Annotated in this window: 15 protein-coding genes; 8 read left to right on the top strand and 7 right to left on the bottom strand. The window is 64.4% G+C overall.

Annotation, left to right across the window (positions count from 1 at the left end; all coding sequences use genetic code 11):
* Positions 1-8: 8 nt before the first annotated feature.
* The 4 genes from FJ936_RS06360 to FJ936_RS06345 all read right to left on the bottom strand — a co-directional run bounded on the left by FJ936_RS06360 (position 9) and on the right by FJ936_RS06345 (position 4,912).
* Entirely contained in the window at positions 9-671 is a 663-nt protein-coding gene (locus FJ936_RS06360; RefSeq protein WP_140789036.1) for an aminotransferase class IV family protein, read from the bottom strand.
* Complete coding sequence (locus tag FJ936_RS06355; RefSeq protein ID WP_140789038.1) at positions 620-1,762, bottom strand: aminodeoxychorismate synthase component I; 1,143 nt, start codon at positions 1,760-1,762, stop codon at positions 620-622. Before FJ936_RS06355 ends, FJ936_RS06360 begins: the two co-directional genes overlap by 52 nt.
* A 174-nt stretch (positions 1,763-1,936) precedes the next feature.
* On the bottom strand, positions 1,937-2,716 hold the full coding sequence (locus FJ936_RS06350) for a proton-conducting membrane transporter (protein ID WP_140789040.1): 780 nt from the start codon (positions 2,714-2,716) through the stop codon (positions 1,937-1,939).
* Positions 2,717-3,073: 357 nt separating this feature from the next.
* Positions 3,074-4,912, bottom strand: coding sequence for a M3 family oligoendopeptidase (locus FJ936_RS06345; RefSeq protein WP_181173961.1), 1,839 nt, complete (start codon positions 4,910-4,912; stop codon positions 3,074-3,076).
* Between the two features lie 191 nt (positions 4,913-5,103).
* Between FJ936_RS06345 and FJ936_RS06340 the strand changes: the two genes are divergently transcribed.
* The 3 genes from FJ936_RS06340 to FJ936_RS06330 all read left to right on the top strand — a co-directional run bounded on the left by FJ936_RS06340 (position 5,104) and on the right by FJ936_RS06330 (position 9,224).
* Entirely contained in the window at positions 5,104-6,645 is a 1,542-nt protein-coding gene (locus tag FJ936_RS06340) for a sigma-54 dependent transcriptional regulator (protein WP_140619396.1), read from the top strand.
* A 398-nt stretch (positions 6,646-7,043) separates the two neighbouring features.
* Entirely contained in the window at positions 7,044-8,852 is a 1,809-nt protein-coding gene (locus FJ936_RS06335) for a DUF882 domain-containing protein (protein ID WP_224596384.1), read from the top strand.
* Positions 8,853-9,029: 177 nt separating this feature from the next.
* Complete coding sequence (locus FJ936_RS06330) at positions 9,030-9,224, top strand: hypothetical protein (protein ID WP_140619399.1); 195 nt, start codon at positions 9,030-9,032, stop codon at positions 9,222-9,224.
* A gap of 77 nt (positions 9,225-9,301) precedes the next feature.
* Here the strand turns inward: FJ936_RS06330 and FJ936_RS06325 are convergent, their stop codons facing one another.
* Positions 9,302-9,940: a 2-dehydro-3-deoxy-phosphogluconate aldolase gene (locus FJ936_RS06325; RefSeq protein WP_140619401.1), complete on the bottom strand. Its 639-nt coding sequence runs from the start codon at positions 9,938-9,940 to the stop codon at positions 9,302-9,304.
* A 201-nt stretch (positions 9,941-10,141) separates the two neighbouring features.
* On the opposite strand from FJ936_RS06325, the gene FJ936_RS06320 reads away from it, so the two are divergent.
* The 3 genes from FJ936_RS06320 (at position 10,142) to FJ936_RS06310 (ending at position 12,985) form a co-directional block, all read left to right on the top strand.
* On the top strand, positions 10,142-11,074 hold the full coding sequence (locus FJ936_RS06320; protein ID WP_140823127.1) for a rhodanese-related sulfurtransferase: 933 nt from the start codon (positions 10,142-10,144) through the stop codon (positions 11,072-11,074).
* 117 nt (positions 11,075-11,191) lie between these two features.
* Positions 11,192-11,929 carry a tellurite resistance TerB family protein gene (locus FJ936_RS06315; protein WP_140823128.1) on the top strand — a complete coding sequence of 246 codons (738 nt, stop codon included), beginning with the start codon at positions 11,192-11,194 and terminating at the stop codon, positions 11,927-11,929.
* Between the two features lie 300 nt (positions 11,930-12,229).
* On the top strand, positions 12,230-12,985 hold the full coding sequence (locus FJ936_RS06310) for an SDR family oxidoreductase (RefSeq protein WP_141906233.1): 756 nt from the start codon (positions 12,230-12,232) through the stop codon (positions 12,983-12,985).
* A gap of 33 nt (positions 12,986-13,018) precedes the next feature.
* On the opposite strand, the gene FJ936_RS06305 is transcribed toward FJ936_RS06310, so the two are convergent.
* Together FJ936_RS06305 and FJ936_RS06300 are read right to left on the bottom strand one after the other, a co-directional pair.
* Complete coding sequence (locus FJ936_RS06305; protein ID WP_141906232.1) at positions 13,019-13,393, bottom strand: YciI family protein; 375 nt, start codon at positions 13,391-13,393, stop codon at positions 13,019-13,021.
* A 147-nt stretch (positions 13,394-13,540) separates the two neighbouring features.
* A complete protein-coding gene (locus tag FJ936_RS06300; protein WP_141906231.1) occupies positions 13,541-14,725 on the bottom strand; it encodes a pyridoxal phosphate-dependent aminotransferase in 1,185 nt (394 codons plus the stop codon).
* An 83-nt stretch (positions 14,726-14,808) separates the two neighbouring features.
* Between FJ936_RS06300 and FJ936_RS06295 the strand changes: the two genes are divergently transcribed.
* Positions 14,809-15,495: a GNAT family protein gene (locus FJ936_RS06295; RefSeq protein WP_141906230.1), complete on the top strand. Its 687-nt coding sequence runs from the start codon at positions 14,809-14,811 to the stop codon at positions 15,493-15,495.
* Positions 15,496-15,509: 14 nt separating this feature from the next.
* On the top strand, positions 15,510-16,478 hold the full coding sequence (locus FJ936_RS06290; protein ID WP_140789061.1) for a cation diffusion facilitator family transporter: 969 nt from the start codon (positions 15,510-15,512) through the stop codon (positions 16,476-16,478).
* Positions 16,479-16,480 lie beyond the last annotated feature (2 nt).

Below are 16,480 nucleotides of genomic sequence, written 5' to 3'. Positions count from 1 at the left end.
GTTTGACTTCAGATTAGTTTGGCCGGGATCAGCCCGCGCAGCGAATTGCCGACGAACAGCGCCTTGGCGGATTTCAGGTCATTCAAGCTGTAGATCGCTTCACTGGCGCGGCCTTCATCCAGAAGCGCGCCGCGCAGTACGCCAGGCAGCAGGCCGCAATCGAGCCGGGGCGTTGCCAGCACGCCGTCGCCGAAATCGGCGAAGACATTGGTGATCGTGCCTTCGCAGATCTCGCCGCGCTCATTGGCCAGCAGCACCTCATCGGCCTGGGTGACGAGGTATTCGGAGCGGGCATGGGTGTAGGGCTGCCGCCGGCTGGTCTTGTGGCGCAGCAGCATGTTGCTCGAATCGAGCCTCGTCCGCGCCAGCCGCAGTGCCCACACCTTGTCGGCGGCAAGCGGTTCATAGGGCTGCGCCGAGGCGTTGGCCTGGCCATTGCGCGACAGGGCGAGCCGCGTGCGCATGGCGACGGGCGATCGATCGACCGCGTCGCTCAGGGCCTCGCCAACCCTTTGCGGATCATAGCTGAAGCCCAGTTCCGCCGCCGAGCCGTAAAGGCGGGCAAGATGGCGATCGAGGCGCAGGAAGCCCGAGGCGGGCTCCCAGCGCATGGTCTCGATCAGCTCGAAACCGGCGGTTTCCCCGTCGCGAAACGGGCTTTGAGCAGACACTCCTGGTACTCCTCTTCCGCGACCGAATCGAAGACGATGCCGCCGCCGACATTGTAGACGGCCTCGCCGCTGGCAAAGAGCGAGATGGTGCGGATCGCCACGGAAAAGCGCATCGTGCCGCCGGGCGCGATCCAGCCAATGGCGCCGCAATAGACATCGCGCGGCGTGGCCTCCAGATCGTGCAGGATCTCCATGGCGCGGATCTTCGGCGCGCCGGTGATCGAGCCGCAGGGAAACAGCGCCGCGAACACCTGTCGTATCGAGAGGCCGGGCAGCAGCTTGGCCCTGACGTCGCTCACCATCTGGTGCACGGTCGGGTAGGTCTCGATGCGGAACAGTTCCGGCACCTCCAGCGTGCCGACCTCGCTGATCAGCGATATGTCGTTGCGCAGGAGGTCGACGATCATCCGGTTCTCGGCCTGGTTCTTCTCGTCATTGCGCAGGAAATTCTTCTGCCGCTCGTCCTCGTCCCCGGTTGCGCCGCGCGGTGCGGTACCCTTCATCGGATGCGTCTCGATCATCCCCGCCGCATCGATCTCGAAGAACAGTTCGGGCGAGCGCGACAGGACGATCGGGTCGCCCAGCGCGATCACGGCGCCATATTTCACGGGCTGGCGTTCGGTCAGCGCGTCGAAGGCGGCGAGCGGATCGCCGGACCATTGCGCGTGCACCGGAAAGGTCAGGTTGCCCTGGTAGCAATCGCCTTGCCTGATGTGCCGATGCAACCGCGAGAACCGCTTCTCGTAGTCCTCGAACGACCACGTTGCCCTTGCGTCGAAGATCGGGCCGTTGGTCGGCGTCCCTGGCGGCGGCACCGCTTCTTCATCAGGAGCATCGAAGACCCCGAGGCAGACCAGCGGGGCCCGGCGCCGGCCCGGCAGCAAGGGAACGAGTTTCGGTTCGAGCAGGTAACCGGCCTCGTAGGAGAAATAGCCGGCCAGCCATTTGCCGGCATCGTGCGCGGCCTGCGCCGCTTGCAACGCCGCCGGGAAGTCTTTGGGCTCATGCGCAACGATGACATCGGCCGGCCGCTTGAAAACGAGCTGGCGCGCGCTTTCGTCGTTGCGGAAAATTGCTGCGGGCAGGGACATGGGAACCGGGATCGATGGAGCTGACGATCGCTCTATATAGGGGGCCGGGCGCGCGCAATCGAGGGAACGGCACCCTGTCCCTCAAAGCCGACCTTTGCCGGATCGAACCTTGCCGACAAAAGAAAGCGGCGGCGCCCTTGGCGCCGCCGGTCGCATGGCCTCTGTATCCGTCGTTCAGGTATTGCTGGCGGTTCCGGCCGTCGGAAACTGCTTGGCGAATTCGGCCTCGTTGCCAGCGGCGAGCAGCTTGGCCTGCTCGATCCAGCGTTCGCGCGCGATGCGGCCGTCGAAGTTCATCACCTCCTCGATCCGCTTGATGTCGGCTGGTGTCCAGCCGGCGATCTGGGCGTATGTGGTCACGCCTTGCGCCTTGAGCAGCTTTTCGTTGACTGGGCCGATGCCGATCAACCGGCGCAGATTGTCGGGCTTGCCCGACGCCGGCTTGGCCGCTGCCGGTGCGGTCTTCTTTGCAGCGGGTGCTGCCTTGGGCACGGTCGAAGTCTTCGCCGGAGCCTTGGTCGCCGGAGCCTTGCTCTGCGAAGCCATGGCTGCCGGTGCCGAAGCAGTTGCGAGTTTGGCGGCCGCGGGCTTCGGTGCTGCCTTTGCCGGGGCCGCCTTCGCGGCGGCTGGCTTGGCTGCCGCCGCACCGGATTTTGCAACGGCTGGCGTCGACATCAGGGCTGCCGGTGGCTGACTTGACGCCTTTGCTCCGCCGGTGCCCGACGAGGCCTGGGCCTCGCGCAGCTGACGCTCGAGGTCGGAGCGGCTCTTGCCGCATGCACTGAGTTCGCCGGTCAGGCGGTCGCTGTCGGCGCGCAGCTTGTCGCGCTCGCTGCGGGTGCGATCGAGGTCGCCGCGAAGACTGTCGAGCTCACCGCGCAGGCGCCCCCAGATGAACCAGCCGACCAACACGCCTACCAACAACGCCAGGACCACGTAGAAAAAAGTGCCCATTGTCTCTCTCCAGTCAGATCCGTCTGCCGTGGGTCATGGCCTTCGGCGCAGGACTACTCGGTGATGGTTCCGCGGTTCGCGGAACAGCCGGCTTCGGTCAAGCTGTCGGCGATCGGCTTTGCCTGCCCATGGCCAACGGCCGTTGTCGCGTTCGCCTGATCGCCACGGCCGGCTGAGATTTCCCTCGCCGATCCGCATGCGCTCCGGCTGAGCTTAAACGGAAAGCTACCATAGAGCTTGCGGAAAGCTATGGGAAAACGTCGATGTAGAGTTCTTCAAGAACAAATATTTAGGGCAAGAAAAGTGCGGCCCGAACATGCATTCCGGCTAAACTGTTCTTGCCGGGCGAGAGGCGTCTCAATCGTCGAGCGTTTCCAGTTCGTCAATCAGACCGCCGATGACGCCGAGCCCGATCTGCCAGAAGGCCGGATCGGTGGCGTCGAGGCCGAAGGGCGCCAGAAGCTGCGAATGATGCTTGGTGCCGCCGGCACGCAGCATCTCGAAATATTTGTCCTGAAAGCCGCGTTCGGCATTCTGGTAGACGGCATAGAGCGAGTTCACCAGGCAGTCGCCGAACGCATAGGCATAGACGTAGAAGGGCGAGTGGATGAAGTGCGGAATGTAGGTCCAGAACACCTCGTAGCCCTCGCGCAACTTGATCGCCGGTCCGAGGCTTTCGGCCTGCACCTCCAGCCAGAACTCGCCCAGCCTGTCGGATGTCAATTCGCCGTTGCGGCGCTCGGCATGCACCTTGCGCTCGAATTCATAGAAGGCGATCTGGCGCACCACGGTGTTGATCATGTCCTCGACCTTCTGGGCGAGCATGGCCTTGCGCTCGCGCCGGTCGGTGGTCCGCTCGAGCAGCGAGCGGAAGGTCAGCATCTCGCCAAAGACGGATGCCGTCTCCGCCAGCGTCAGCGGCGTCGAGGCCATCAGCGCGCCCTGGCCGGCGGCCAGCACCTGATGCACGCCATGCCCGAGTTCATGCGCCAGCGTCATCACGTCGCGCGGCTTGCCCATGTAGTTGAGCAGCACATAGGGGTGAGCCGAGGGTACGGTCGGATGTGCGAAGGCGCCCGGCGACTTGCCCGGACGCACCGGCGCGTCGATCCAGTTGCGGTCGAAGAAGGTGCGCGCGATCTCGGCCATCTCGGGCGAGAAGCGGTGATAGGCCGACAGAACCGTGTTCCTGGCCTCATCCCAGCCGATCACCGCCTGCGGCGTCTCCGGCAAGGGCGCGTTGCGGTCCCAGTGGTTCATCACCTCCATGCCGAGCCAGCGCGCCTTCATCGCATAATAGCGGTGCGACAGGCGCGGATAGGCCTCGCGCACGGCGGTGGCGAGCGCATCGACCACGCCGCGTTCGACGCGGTTGGCGAGGTGGCGTGAATCGGCAATGTCCTCGAAGCCGCGCCAGCGGTCCGAAATTTCCTTGTCCTTGGCAAGCGTGTTGGTGATCAGCGTAAAGGTGCGCAGGTTCTTGCGGAAGGTCGCGGCCAACGCCTCCGAGGCGCGGCGGCGGACCTCGCCGTCGGCATCCTGCAAGCGATTGAGGGCCGGCTCCAGCGTCAGTTCCTCGCCGTCGATATCGAAGCGAAGATCGGTCATCGTCTCGTCGAACAGGCGGTTCCAGGCGCCGCGCCCGGTTATCGATTTCTCGTGGAAAAGCTGCTCGACACGGTCCTCGAGCTGATAGGGCTTGTCCATTCTGAGATCGAGCACCCACGGGCGGTAATGCCCGAAGGCGGGATCGGCGGCCAGCGCGCCCTCGATCGCCGCATCGTCGATCAGGTTCAGCTCGAGCGCGAAGAACAACAGATGCGCGCTGGCGTCGGTCATCTTCTCCTGGATGTCGCCATAGAGCTTGGCGCGCTGCGGATCGGCGGTATTGCCGGCATAGACGAGGCCGGCATAGGAGACGATGCGGCCGATCAGTTCCTCGAGCGCCTCGTATGCGGCCAGTGCCTCGCCCAGCCTGCCGGTAGTTCCGCGCCCGGCCTCGGCGGCGAGCGTGCCTTTCCAGCGGGCCTCGAATGCGACGGCGTCGGCCGCCGCCTTGGCAATGTCACGCTTCAGTTCCGGCGCGTCCATGCCGGCATAAAGGTCGGCGAGGTTCCATTCCGGCAGATCGCCAAGCCCGGCAGCGCCCTGACCGGACGCTGGCGCTGCAATCCGCCGATCAAACATCATGCGCATCGAGATACCTTCTTTGAATCAAATGGCCTGAGTTGAATCACGTGGCCGCAATCACGGAGCCGGACTCAACGGGAATGGAGAAGCCGGTCAAATCCTAAGGAATTCGTTCACCGGGTTTTTTGAAACCTTATTTAGAACCCTGTGCCAAGATGATCCATGGGGTTTTCGGGCGCGGGCGAAGCAAGACAGTCATGACAGGTTCCATACTCATAGTCGATGACGATCCCGTGCAGCGCCGGCTGCTCGAGGCCGCGGTGACGCGGTTCGGCCATACCGCGATCGTTGTGGATGGCGGTACCGCCGGCCTCGAAGTTCTCGACGGGCCTGGCGCCCGCGATGTCTCGGTCGTGATCCTCGACCTGGTCATGCCCGGTCTCGACGGCATCGGCGTGCTGAAGGCGATGCGCGAGCGCGACATCAGCGTGCCGGTCATCGTGCAGACCGCGCAGGGCGGCATCGAGACCGTGGTTTCGGCGATGCGCCACGGCGCTTTCGATTTCGTCGTCAAGCCGGCTTCGCCCGACAGGCTGCAGGCCTCGATCTCCAATGCGCTCAAGGTCGAGGCGGTGGAGGGCGAGGTCAAGCGCACGTCGCGCAAACGCGGCGGGCTGCTGACCTTCAGGGACATGATCACCCATAGTCCGGCCATGGACCGGGTGATACGTCTCGGCCAGAAAGCGGCGGCCTCTCACATCCCGATCCTGATCGAGGGCGAGTCGGGCGTCGGCAAGGAACTGGTGGCGCGTGCCATCCAGGGCAGCGGCGACCGCCGCTCGAAACCCTTCGTCACCGTCAATTGCGGCGCCATTCCCGACAATCTGGTGGAATCCATCCTGTTCGGCCATGAGAAAGGCTCATTCACCGGCGCCACCGACAGGCACACCGGCAAATTCGTCGAGGCGCATTCCGGCACGCTGTTCCTCGACGAGATCGGCGACCTGCCGCTCGACGTCCAGGTCAAGCTGCTGCGCGCCGTCCAGGAAGGCGAGGTCGATCCGGTCGGCGGCCGCTCGACCGTCAAGGTCGACATCCGGCTGATTTCGGCGACGCACCGCAACCTCCTGCAACAGGTCAAGGACGGCAAATTCCGCGAGGATCTGTTCTACCGGCTGAACGTCTACCCGATCTTCGTGCCGCCTTTGCGCGACCGCCGCGACGACATTCCTCATCTGGTCACGCATTTCATGGAGAAGGTGGCGCCGGCCGACCCGCGCCACCGGCTGAAAGGCATTTCGGCGGCAGCACTTGCGGTGCTGCAGGCTTATGACTGGCCCGGCAACATCCGGCAGCTCGAAAACGCCGTCTTCCGCGCCTCGGTGCTGTGCGAAGGCGATGTGTTGACCGCCGATGACTTCCCGCAGATCCGCGCGCAGGTGGAAGGCACCGTCAATCTCGACGCGGACGACACGTTGGAAGCAAGCAGCGTTGCGCCGCCGCCGTCGCTGGAGCCGCGCGACGAGGACGTCGTGCCCGACGAGACCGCTCCGGCGGCTGTGCTGCCGGCCGGGGTCCAGGCCCGCTTCGGCACGCTGCGGGCGCTCGACGAGCGCGGCAATGTGCGTGCGCTGGCCGATGTCGAGCTCGAAATGATCAAGCTCGCCATCGATCACTACAATGGCCAGATGAGCGAGGTCGCCCGCCGGCTCGGCATCGGTCGCTCGACGCTTTACCGCAAGCTCAAGGAATATGGCATCGACCCGGAAACCGGCCGCGTCGACAGGCTTGCTTCCTGAGCCGCAAGGCAGGCACCAGTTTCCCTCGTTATTATATGGTTCGACAGAGCGCCGTCGCCGGATAATGGCGGCGCTCGACGGGGTATTGTTCACGCATTGAGGCCGGCGGTAACAGATTGTGTTCGGCCCAAGCCGGAATCCTGATCTAAACCAGCGGTTTACCAAGAAACCTTGCGGACAATTTTTGACGGGATATCGCCATGGTCTTACCGCATTTTGGCTTCAATAAGCGATGATTAACCATTAGGATCGATATTCGGATGTGAAAACGACACGTCCGTTTGGGCAAATCCGGGGACAAACGGCAGCCTGCAAGGCCTTTTGATTTGAACAGAATCGAACGACTCACAAACGGGCGGCACTATCATTTGAGCGTCTGGCCGAGATGGTTGGCGGCGGTGATTGTCGCATTTGGTTTTGTTGCCGCGGCCGCCACGGGCGCCCAGGCCGAAGTTCGTTCACTGAAGCTCTACCATCTTCACACGCATGAGAAGGCGGAGATCGTCTACAAGCGCAATGGTCGCTACGTTCCCGAAGGCCTGAGGAAGATCAACATCATTCTGCGCGACTGGCGTCGCAACGAGCCGACCAAAATGGACCCGCGTCTGCTGGATCTGGTCTGGGAGGCGTATCGGGAAAGTGGCGCCACCGATTATATCCAGGTCGTCTGCGGCTACCGTTCGCCGTCCACCAATTCGATGCTGCGCAGCCGCAGCCGCGGTGTCGCCGAGAAGAGCCAGCATATGCTTGGCAAGGCGATGGATTTCTACATTCCCGGCGTACCGCTGAAGAAGCTGCGCAACATCGGCCTCAAGATGCAGGGCGGTGGTGTCGGCTATTACCCGACCTCCGGTTCGCCATTCGTCCACATGGATGTCGGCAATGTGCGCCACTGGCCCGGCATCAGCCGCCAGGAACTGGTCAGCCTGTTCCCCAATGGCAAGACGCTGCATGTGCCGAGCGATGGCCGGCCGCTGCCCGGCTATGAACAGGCGCTGGCCTCCTACAAGTCGCGCAAGGGTTCGGGCACACCGAATATCGAAGTGGCCAGCGCTGGCGGCAGCGGCAAGAAATCCGGCGGGTTCCTCGCTGCCTTCTTCGGCGGCGGTGGCGATGACGAGGCCGACGACAGCGCAGACGTCGAGACCGCTTCGGCCGCACCCGCGCCCAAGGCTAGAAATCTGAAGCCGGCCGCGACAGCCAAGAGCGGCAACCTGCCTGGCATCGCCATCGTGGCCCCCGAGAATGCCCAGCGCGCCGACATTCCGCAGATTGCCGACGAGCAGGCTCCGGAACCGGAGAAGGACACGCCGGAGACAATCATCGCGGCGCTGCCGGCCAAGGAAATCCCGCTGCCCGATTTCGCGCCTCGGCCGAAGGCCGATGTCGGCGCACAGACGCCTGAAAACGTTCCCTTCGCCACGGCGGATGCGACGACCACCACGGAACAGGCCGTGGCGACCGCGCAGGCGCCGGCGAACATGCCTTTCGGCAAGGCCGATCCGGCGGCGCTGGCAGCGGCGGCCGATCCGGCGCAGGTCGCCGTCAACAATATCCCCTTGCCGACATGGCGTCCCGAACGCACGCTGCCGGCGGATCTCGCGCCGCCGCCCAGCAAGGATGTGCTGATGGCGCTGGCCGAAACGGCTGACCAAGGCAAGACCGCGACGGATGCGTTCTCCGTGCTGCCGACGGCGCGTCCCGAGCCGGCCAAGCCGGATGCCGTCAAGGCCGTGCTCGACGAGGCCAATGCCAAGGCCGGCGCCGCCGACGAATATCAGCTGGCCTCGCTGTCCGTAGAACCGCGTTCGGCCTTCAACGATCCGTCCGGTGTCGATGCGGCGTCGCCGCGCCAGGCTGTTGCCGGCCGGCCGGCCGGTTCGGATCCGGCCGCCGCGATCGGCGCCGGTGTGAAGACGACCCGCAAGGAAGCCAGGGCCACCGCCCGCGATCAGAAGCCTGGCCCCAGGGCCGTGGTGGTTGCCGCAGCGCCGCAGGCCGCCCGCTGGGCACTGACCAGCGGCGAGAACGTCGCCACCGTTTCGAGTGCGACGACCGCGCCGGGTTACGCCTACAACATCGTGCATACGCCGCCGAGCGAGGTCTATACGGCCGGCTTCCAGCAGGACAATCAGGTGGCCGACGCCAATCGCTTTACCGGCAACGCCGTCAAGTTCCTGTCTGTCGCCCGCTTCCAGACGAAGTAACGAACAGGCCGCAGCATGAGGCCGCGCCGGGCGACCCGCGCGGCTTTTTGCTGTCCCAGCGTGCGATGCATGCGGCCTCCGACCCCTGAGGATCACGCGCGGCTGAACTTCTCGTGAAGCGGGAACGGCCCGCTCATTTCCGGTTTAGTGTGGGTACGCTCCAACCCGAGGATACTCATGAAAAAGATTATATTGGCATCAGTTATGGCGGTGGCGGCAGCATCGGCCGCCATCGCGCCATCACAGGCGGAGACCGTTGTCGTCAAGACCGACAATCATATGCACATGATCAAGAAGCACTGCCGCACCAGGGTGGTGACGCACTGGCGGCACCATCGCAAAGTGACGGAGACGGTCAAGGTCTGCAACTGATCGCAGTCTGGATTAGCCAGTCAGAAAGGCCCGGTCGACGCTCGTCGGCAGGGTTTTTCATGCCGTGCGGAAAGACGCTATTTCCCGAGTTCGCTGGCAGCGCGTGCGAGCGCTTCGATCTGGTCCCACTTGCCGGCCTTGACCATGTCGTCGGGCGCCACCCATGAGCCGCCGACGCAGATGACATTGGACAGGCTGAGATAATCGGCCGCGTTCTTGCCGGTGATGCCGCCAGTCGGGCAGAACTTGACGTCCGCCAGCGGCGAGGCAAAAGCCTTGAGCGAAGCGATGCCGCCGGACTGTTCGGCCGGGAAGAATTTCAGGAAGCGAAGGCCGGCTTCGCGCGCGGCCATGATCTCGCCGGGCGTGATGGCGCCGGGCAGCAGCGGAACCTCGCTGTCGGAGGCGGCAGCCAGAAGCTCGCGGGTGATGCCGGGGCTGACGATGAAGCGCGAACCGGCCGCGGCCGCTTCGTCGAACTGGCTGGCATCCAGAACGGTGCCGGCGCCGACGATGGCTTCCTCGACTTCGCCCGCCACTCGACGGATCGCTTCGAGCGCATCCGCGGTCCTCAGCGTGATCTCGATCGCCGGCAAACCGCCACGCGCCAGGGCACGGGCCAGCGGCACCGCATCGGCAACGTTGGCGATCTTCAACACCGGAATGACCGGCTGGCCATTGAGGAGCGACAGGAGGTTCTCGGTCTTGCTGGACATTCGGTCTCTCCTTGTCGGGGGCGTATCGAAGGGAATTTCAACCGATTAGCAGACAGGTATTGCCCTGTCCACGGAACCCATCGCGGCGCGATGTCACGCGTTGCCGCTCAGCTTAAAGGTTCTTTCCCGACAGGGCCATGACAGACGGATCGAACCCGTTTCACTTGAATCGGCTTCTACTAGCGTCTAGTTGCTCTGGCAATGACAACACTGCCCGCGCCATCCCAGCCAGCCCGCGTCGCCGCGCTCTACCGTTTTGCCCGGCTCGATGCTTTCGAGGCGTTGCGGGCGCCGCTTGCGGCCTTCTGCTGCGGGCGCGGCATCAAGGGCACGCTGCTCCTGGCGCATGAGGGCATCAACGGCACCGTCGCCGGCAGCGACGAAGCGATCGCCGCGCTGATCGAACACATCGAAGCGATCGACGGCCTATCGGGTCTCGAGGTCAAGTACAGCAGTGCCGCGGCCATGCCTTTCCACCGCATGAAGGTGCGGCTGAAGCGCGAGATCGTCACCATGGGCGTCGAGACCATCGACCCGGCGGCAAGTGCGGGCACCTATGTGGAGGCGGGCGACTGGAATGCGCTGATCTCGCAAGCCGACACGATCGTCATCGATACGCGCAACGCCTATGAGGTCTCGATCGGCAGCTTCAAGGGCGCCGTCGACCCGGCGACGGCGAGCTTTCGCGAATTCCCGGCCTGGGTGGAAGCGCATCGGGCGGATCTCGAAGGACGCAAGGTGGCGATGTTCTGCACCGGCGGCATTCGCTGCGAAAAGGCGACCGCCTATGTGAAGTCACTCGGCTTCGAGGACGTGTTCCACCTCAAGGGGGGCATCCTCAAATACCTTGAGGAGGTTCCAGCGGAGCAGAGCCTGTGGCAAGGCGAGTGCTTCGTCTTCGACGAGCGGGTTTCGGTGTCGCACGGCCTCACCGAGGGTGATGCGGAGCTTTGCCGTGCCTGCCGCCATCCGCTGACGGCAAGCGAGCTGGCTTCGCCTCGATATGCCGCCGGCGTTTCTTGCCCGCATTGTTTTGACGCCCGCTCGGACGAAGACCGGAAGCGCTACGCGGAGCGGCAGCGACAGGTCGAGTTCGCGCAAGCGCGGGGCAGGGGACCGCACATCGGGTCCTGATCGAGGGCGCCGGGGCCGGGCAAACCGGGGCACTGTCATTGCAATGTCAAGCTTCGGGACCTACGTCTTCGGCGTTCGAAACCTGCCCGTTCGGCTGGGCAAATCCTGGAGGCATCGATGTTCGATCCCAAGAAGCTTCTCGACGATCTGCTCGGCTCGCAAGTTCCCGGTGCTAGCGGCACGGTCCGCGACAAGGCCGGCCAAGCGGTGCAGATGGCCAAGGACAATCCGCTGGCCGCCGGTGCGCTGGCCGCCGTGCTGCTTGGGACCGGCGCCGGCCGGCAGGTGACGGGTGCCGCGGTGAAGCTCGGCGGACTGGCCGCCATCGGTGGTCTCGCCTACAAGGCCTACCAGAACTACAAGGCCGGCAACGCACCGGAACAGGTGCCCGCCGCCGGCGAGCCGGAATTGCTGCCGCCGCCCAAGGACACCGCCTTCCACCCGTCGCAGGCGCCGCAAGGCGAGGATGAGTTCACGCTGACCTTGGTGCGGGCGATGATCTCGGCGGCCAAGGCCGACGGCCATGTCGACGACGAAGAACGGCGGAAGATCGCCGGCAAGCTCAGCCTCGCCGGGATCGGCACCGATGCGGAAAAATTCCTAATGGCGGAACTGGAGAGCCCACTCGACCTCGACACGCTGGTGGCGGGTGCTCATACTGATGCGCAGAAGCTCGAACTCTACACGGCGTCGCGCCTCACGATCGACCCCGACACGCGCGCCGAGCGCGGTTACCTCGACCTGCTTGCCGGGCGGCTCGGCCTGCCGGACTCGCTGATCGACCATGTCGAGGCGACGGTTTCGGCGGCGAAAGTGCCCACGGCCGAGGGTACGCCACCCAATCCGCAGTGGTAACCCGGATTGGCACACAGGCCGTGGAGGCGTTAACCTTTCGTTAACTCAGGAAGCGCATGATTCTACACAGTCGGATCGGCTTTTCCTCCTCCCAAGCCCGGTTCAGATCAGGGCGGTCGCCAATGACCGCCCTTTTTGTCCGTCCTCGCCGGCTGCCCTCCAAGTAAATGGGTTCACTTTTCGAGGCCATGTCCCAGTGGCCGCGCTTGCCATCGCTGCCATCATTTGCGATGCCTTCTCCACCCGAACCAAATTTGTAGATCAGGCGAGCACGCACATCGCTGCCGGAGGACATCAGCCATGACCGAGCAAAAGACCGCCATCGTCACCGGGGCCGGCACCGGGATCGGCAAGAGCGTAGCCACGGCATTGCTCAAGGCCGGCTGGAATACGGTGTTCTGCGGGCGCCGCAAGCCGGTGCTGGATGCCGCGATCGCCGAGATCGGGCCGACCGAGGCCAAGGCATTGGCGGTTGCCTGCGACATCAGCAAGGCCGGTGAGGTCGACGATCTGTTCGAGACCGTGGCGGAGGCTTTCGGGCGGGTCGATCTGCTCTTCAACAATGCAGGCATGGGCTACAAGTCGACGCCGATCGACGAGATCTCGGTCGAGGTCTGGAACGATATCGTCGGCGTCAACCTCACCGGATCTTTCTTGTGCGCGCGCGCGGCTTTCGGCGCCATGCGCAAGCAGAAGCCCATGGGCGGCCGCATCATCAACAATGGTTCGGTGTCGGCCTATGCGCCGCGCCCGGGCTCGGTGCCCTATACGGCGACCAAGCACGCCATCACCGGGCTGACCAAGACGCTGGCGCTCGATGGCCGCCCCTATGACATCGCCTGCGGACAGATCGACATCGGCAATGCATTGACCGACATGGCGCAGCCGATGACCGTCGGCGTGCCGCAGGCCAATGGCTCGATATCAGCCGAAGCGGTGATGGATGTCCAACGCGTCGCCGACGCGGTCGTGCACATGGCCAGCCTGCCGCTCGACGCCAACGTGCTGTTCATGACCGTGATGGCGACCAAGATGCCGTTCGTGGGGCGTGGGTGAGCAGCGCGTGCCGGCAGCGCTTTCGCCCGGGCCTCATTTTTCCGCCAGCGGCACGCCAGGCTTGAAGAGTAGAATGGGCCTGATCTCGTAAACGGCGGTCGGATTGACACGACGAAGATCGCGGGCGATCGCGATGGCGTCATCCCTGGTGACGCAGTCGACGACATAGAGGCCGAGCAACTGTTCCTTGGTCTCGGCAAAGGGCCCATCGATGATCATACCGTCGCCCGGGCCGCGCAAGGTGCAGGCATCCGCCGTCGCGCCCAAACGCGCCGACGGCCCAAGCGTGCCTTCTGCATGAAGCCTGGTGTTGATCTTGAGCAACTCGGCCATCAGCGCCGCATCTTCCTGCGGCGTCAGCGCCTCGATCGCATCTTCCACGTGATAGGCAAGGATTGCATAGAACATGCGAGATTCCCTCATTGGTCCTGATACGGGAATTCGTAGCCGTTTTCGGTATGCCCGCACAGCCTTGGCTGCGCGCCTCCGGACGGCTCATGACACCGTCATGGAATGCGGTGGCAAGCTATCCGGCTCGCGCGGCGACGCTGATGCTCACTTGGCCAGAAACGCCCCGATCCGCTCCAGCGCGCGCAGGATGTTCTCCTCGGAATTGGCGTAGGAGAGCCTGATGTAGCCTTCGCCGAGAATGCCGAAATCGGGGCCGCCGATCAGCGCCACACCGGCCTCGTCGAGCAGGGCCGAGGCGAGTTTCTTGGCCTTCCAGCCGGTCTTCGAGACATTGGGGAAGGCATAGAAGGCGCCCTTGGGCGTGATGCAGGAGATGTTTGGCAGGGCATTCAGGCCCTCGACCACGATTTTCCGGCGGTTGTCGAAGGCGCGCATCATAGTGTCGACGTCATCCTGCGGGCCGTCGATCGCCGCGATGCCGGCGAACTGGCTTGGTGCGTTGACGCAGGACCAGCAATTGACCGCCAGCTTGCGCACCTTGTCGTAGAGGTGGGCGCCCTTGTCGCCGTTCGGCCAGATCGACCAGCCCATGCGCCAGCCGGTCATCGCCCAGGTCTTGGACCAGCCGTTGAGCACGATCAGCCGGTCACGGATCTCGGGAAAGCCAAGCAGCGAGCAATGCGTCTCGCCGTCATAAGTCATGACATCGTAGATTTCGTCGGAGAGAATGGCCACGTCTGGATGCTTCTCAAGCCCCTTGACCAGCTTCTCGATCTCGGCGCGCGGGGTGACGCCGCCGGTCGGGTTGGCCGGCGAGTTGAGGATCAAGAGCCTGGTCTTCGGCGTGATCAGCCCCAGCGTCTCTTCGGCCGAGAAGGCGAAGCCGTTCTCCTCGCGCATCGGCACCGGAATGGGGGTTGCACCGGTGAACTCGATCATCGAGCGGTAGATGGGAAAGCCGGGGTCGGGATAGAGGATCTCGGCGCCGGGCTTGCCGAACATCAGGATGGCGGCGAACATGGTTGGCTTGCCGCCGGGCAGGATCATCACCGCCTCCGGCGAGACCTCGACGCCGGTGGTCGTCAGCGTGCGCCGCACCACCGCCTCGCGGGTCGCCAGCAGGCCATTGGCCGGCGTGTAGCCATGGTGGCCGTCACGCAGCGCCTTGATCGCCGCCTCGACGATGTGCAGCGGCGTCTTGAAGTCGGGCTGGCCGATGCCGAGATTGACGATGTCGCGGCCCTGGCTCGCCAGCGCCGTTGCCCGGGCCAGCACGGCAAAAGCGTTTTCCTCGCCGAGACGGTCGAAGGCCGAAATCGTGTGGAGCATTTTTCCCGTCCCTGTGGTTCTTACTGTTGGCGAGCGTTTTTGTGAGCGTCCGCCCGCAAAAGTCAAACGGATTGGAGTTTTCGGTGTCGGAAAATCTCAAAGACTGGCAGCCGCGCCCGCGCCCGGAGCGCAAGGTTCTAGAGGGCCGCTATGTCAGGCTCGAGCCATTGAGTGCCGCAACACATGGCGACGGCCTCTATGAAGCGTCGTCCGTGGCCGACGTCGACGGCCGCTTCGCGTGGCTGCCCGACTATCCGCCGGAAACCCGCGCCGCCTTCCAGCCCTGGCTGGACAAGGTGGAGGCGAGCGAGGATCCACTATTCTTCGCCATTGTCGACAAGGCAAGCGGCAAGGTCGCCGGCCGCCAGACGCTGATGCGCATCGATCCGACCTATGGCGTCATCGAGATCGGCAACATCTACTGGGGACCGCTCATCTCGCGCAAGCCGGCGGCGACGGAAGCGCAGTTCCTGTTCATGAAATACATCTTCGACGAGCTCGGCTATCGCCGCTACGAATGGAAGTGCAACAACCGTAACGAGCCGTCGAAGCGCGCGGCGGAACGGTTCGGCTTCAAGTTCGAGGGTATTTTCCGCCAGCATCTCATCGTCAAGGGTGAAAACCGCGACACCGCGTGGTATTCGATCATCGACAAGGAATGGCCGGCTCTGCGCAAGGCTTATGAAGCCTGGCTCGATCCGGCCAACTTCGACGCCAATGGCCAGCAGAACCGCCGGCTCGAGGATTTTCGCGCGGAATTCGGCGCCTAACGGGAGTTTGCCATTTGGCGCATATCCACGATCACAGCGGGCACGATCACGGCGGCGGCCATGTGCATGGGTCGACGGACCAGAAGCGCGTCCTGATCGCGGCCTGCCTGACCGCCGGCTTCATGGTGGCCGAGGCGCTCGGCGGCCTGTTTACCGGGTCGCTGGCGCTGCTGGCCGATGCCGGCCACATGCTCGCCGACGCCATTGCGCTCGGCCTGGCCTGGTATGCCTTCCATCTGGCGGGCCGGCCGGCAACCGGCCAGCTCACCTACGGCTTCGGCCGCGTCAAGACGCTGGTGGCCTACACCAATGGCATCGCCATTTTCGTGATCGCTCTGTGGATCGTCTACGAAGCGTGGGATCGCCTGCTGACACCGGCGCCGGTGCTGGGCGGGCCGATGCTGGTGGTGGCGATCCTCGGCCTGCTGGTCAATATCGGCTCCTTCCTGGTGCTGCATGGCGGCGATCGAGACAACCTCAACATGCGCGGCGCCATCCTGCATGTGCTCGGCGATCTGCTCGGCTCGGCAGCCGCGATCGTCGCGGCACTGGTCATCCTGGCGACCGGCTGGACGCCGATCGACCCGATCCTGTCCGTGCTGGTATCGCTGCTGATCCTGTCCACCGCGTGGTCGCTGATGCGCGCCGCCGCCCACGTCCTGCTCGAAGGCGTGCCGCCAAGCCTCGATCGCGACCTGATCGCCGGGGACATTCAGGCAACGGTCCAGGGCGTGCGCGAGGTGCACCATATGCACATCTGGTCGCTCGACGGGTCGAGCAGCATGGCGACGCTGCATGCCTGCCTCAACGAGGGCGTCGATGCCCATCAGGCGGTCAGCGCCATCAAGAAGCGGCTTGCCAGCGAGCACGGCATCAGCCATGCCACCGTGGAACCGGAATTCGGCCGGTGCGCCGACGATGGCGACGACCATCATCACGAGCATGAGCACGGTGCGGCCGCGCATCACGGCCACTATCACTAGGA

The sequence above is a fragment of the Mesorhizobium sp. B2-4-13 genome (genome assembly GCF_006658535.1).
In the GTDB taxonomy this organism is placed as follows: domain Bacteria; phylum Pseudomonadota; class Alphaproteobacteria; order Rhizobiales; family Rhizobiaceae; genus Mesorhizobium; species Mesorhizobium australicum.
The sequence above is the reverse complement of the archived record's forward strand: the minus strand, read 5'-3'. Positions and strand labels throughout refer to the sequence as shown.

Coding starts and splice junctions, on each gene's coding strand:
- FJ936_RS06355 (WP_140789038.1), bottom strand. CDS start 1,762: ATGTCCCTGCCCGCAGCAATTTTCCGCAACGACGAAAGCGCGCGCCAG.
- FJ936_RS06350 (WP_140789040.1), bottom strand. CDS start 2,716: ATGGGCACTTTTTTCTACGTGGTCCTGGCGTTGTTGGTAGGCGTGTTG.
- FJ936_RS06345 (WP_181173961.1), bottom strand. CDS start 4,912: ATGCGCATGATGTTTGATCGGCGGATTGCAGCGCCAGCGTCCGGTCAG.
- FJ936_RS06340 (WP_140619396.1), top strand. CDS start 5,104: ATGACAGGTTCCATACTCATAGTCGATGACGATCCCGTGCAGCGCCGG.
- FJ936_RS06330 (WP_140619399.1), top strand. CDS start 9,030: ATGAAAAAGATTATATTGGCATCAGTTATGGCGGTGGCGGCAGCATCG.
- FJ936_RS06325 (WP_140619401.1), bottom strand. CDS start 9,940: ATGTCCAGCAAGACCGAGAACCTCCTGTCGCTCCTCAATGGCCAGCCG.
- FJ936_RS06320 (WP_140823127.1), top strand. CDS start 10,142: ATGACAACACTGCCCGCGCCATCCCAGCCAGCCCGCGTCGCCGCGCTC.
- FJ936_RS06315 (WP_140823128.1), top strand. CDS start 11,192: ATGTTCGATCCCAAGAAGCTTCTCGACGATCTGCTCGGCTCGCAAGTT.
- FJ936_RS06310 (WP_141906233.1), top strand. CDS start 12,230: ATGACCGAGCAAAAGACCGCCATCGTCACCGGGGCCGGCACCGGGATC.
- FJ936_RS06305 (WP_141906232.1), bottom strand. CDS start 13,393: ATGTTCTATGCAATCCTTGCCTATCACGTGGAAGATGCGATCGAGGCG.
- FJ936_RS06300 (WP_141906231.1), bottom strand. CDS start 14,725: ATGCTCCACACGATTTCGGCCTTCGACCGTCTCGGCGAGGAAAACGCT.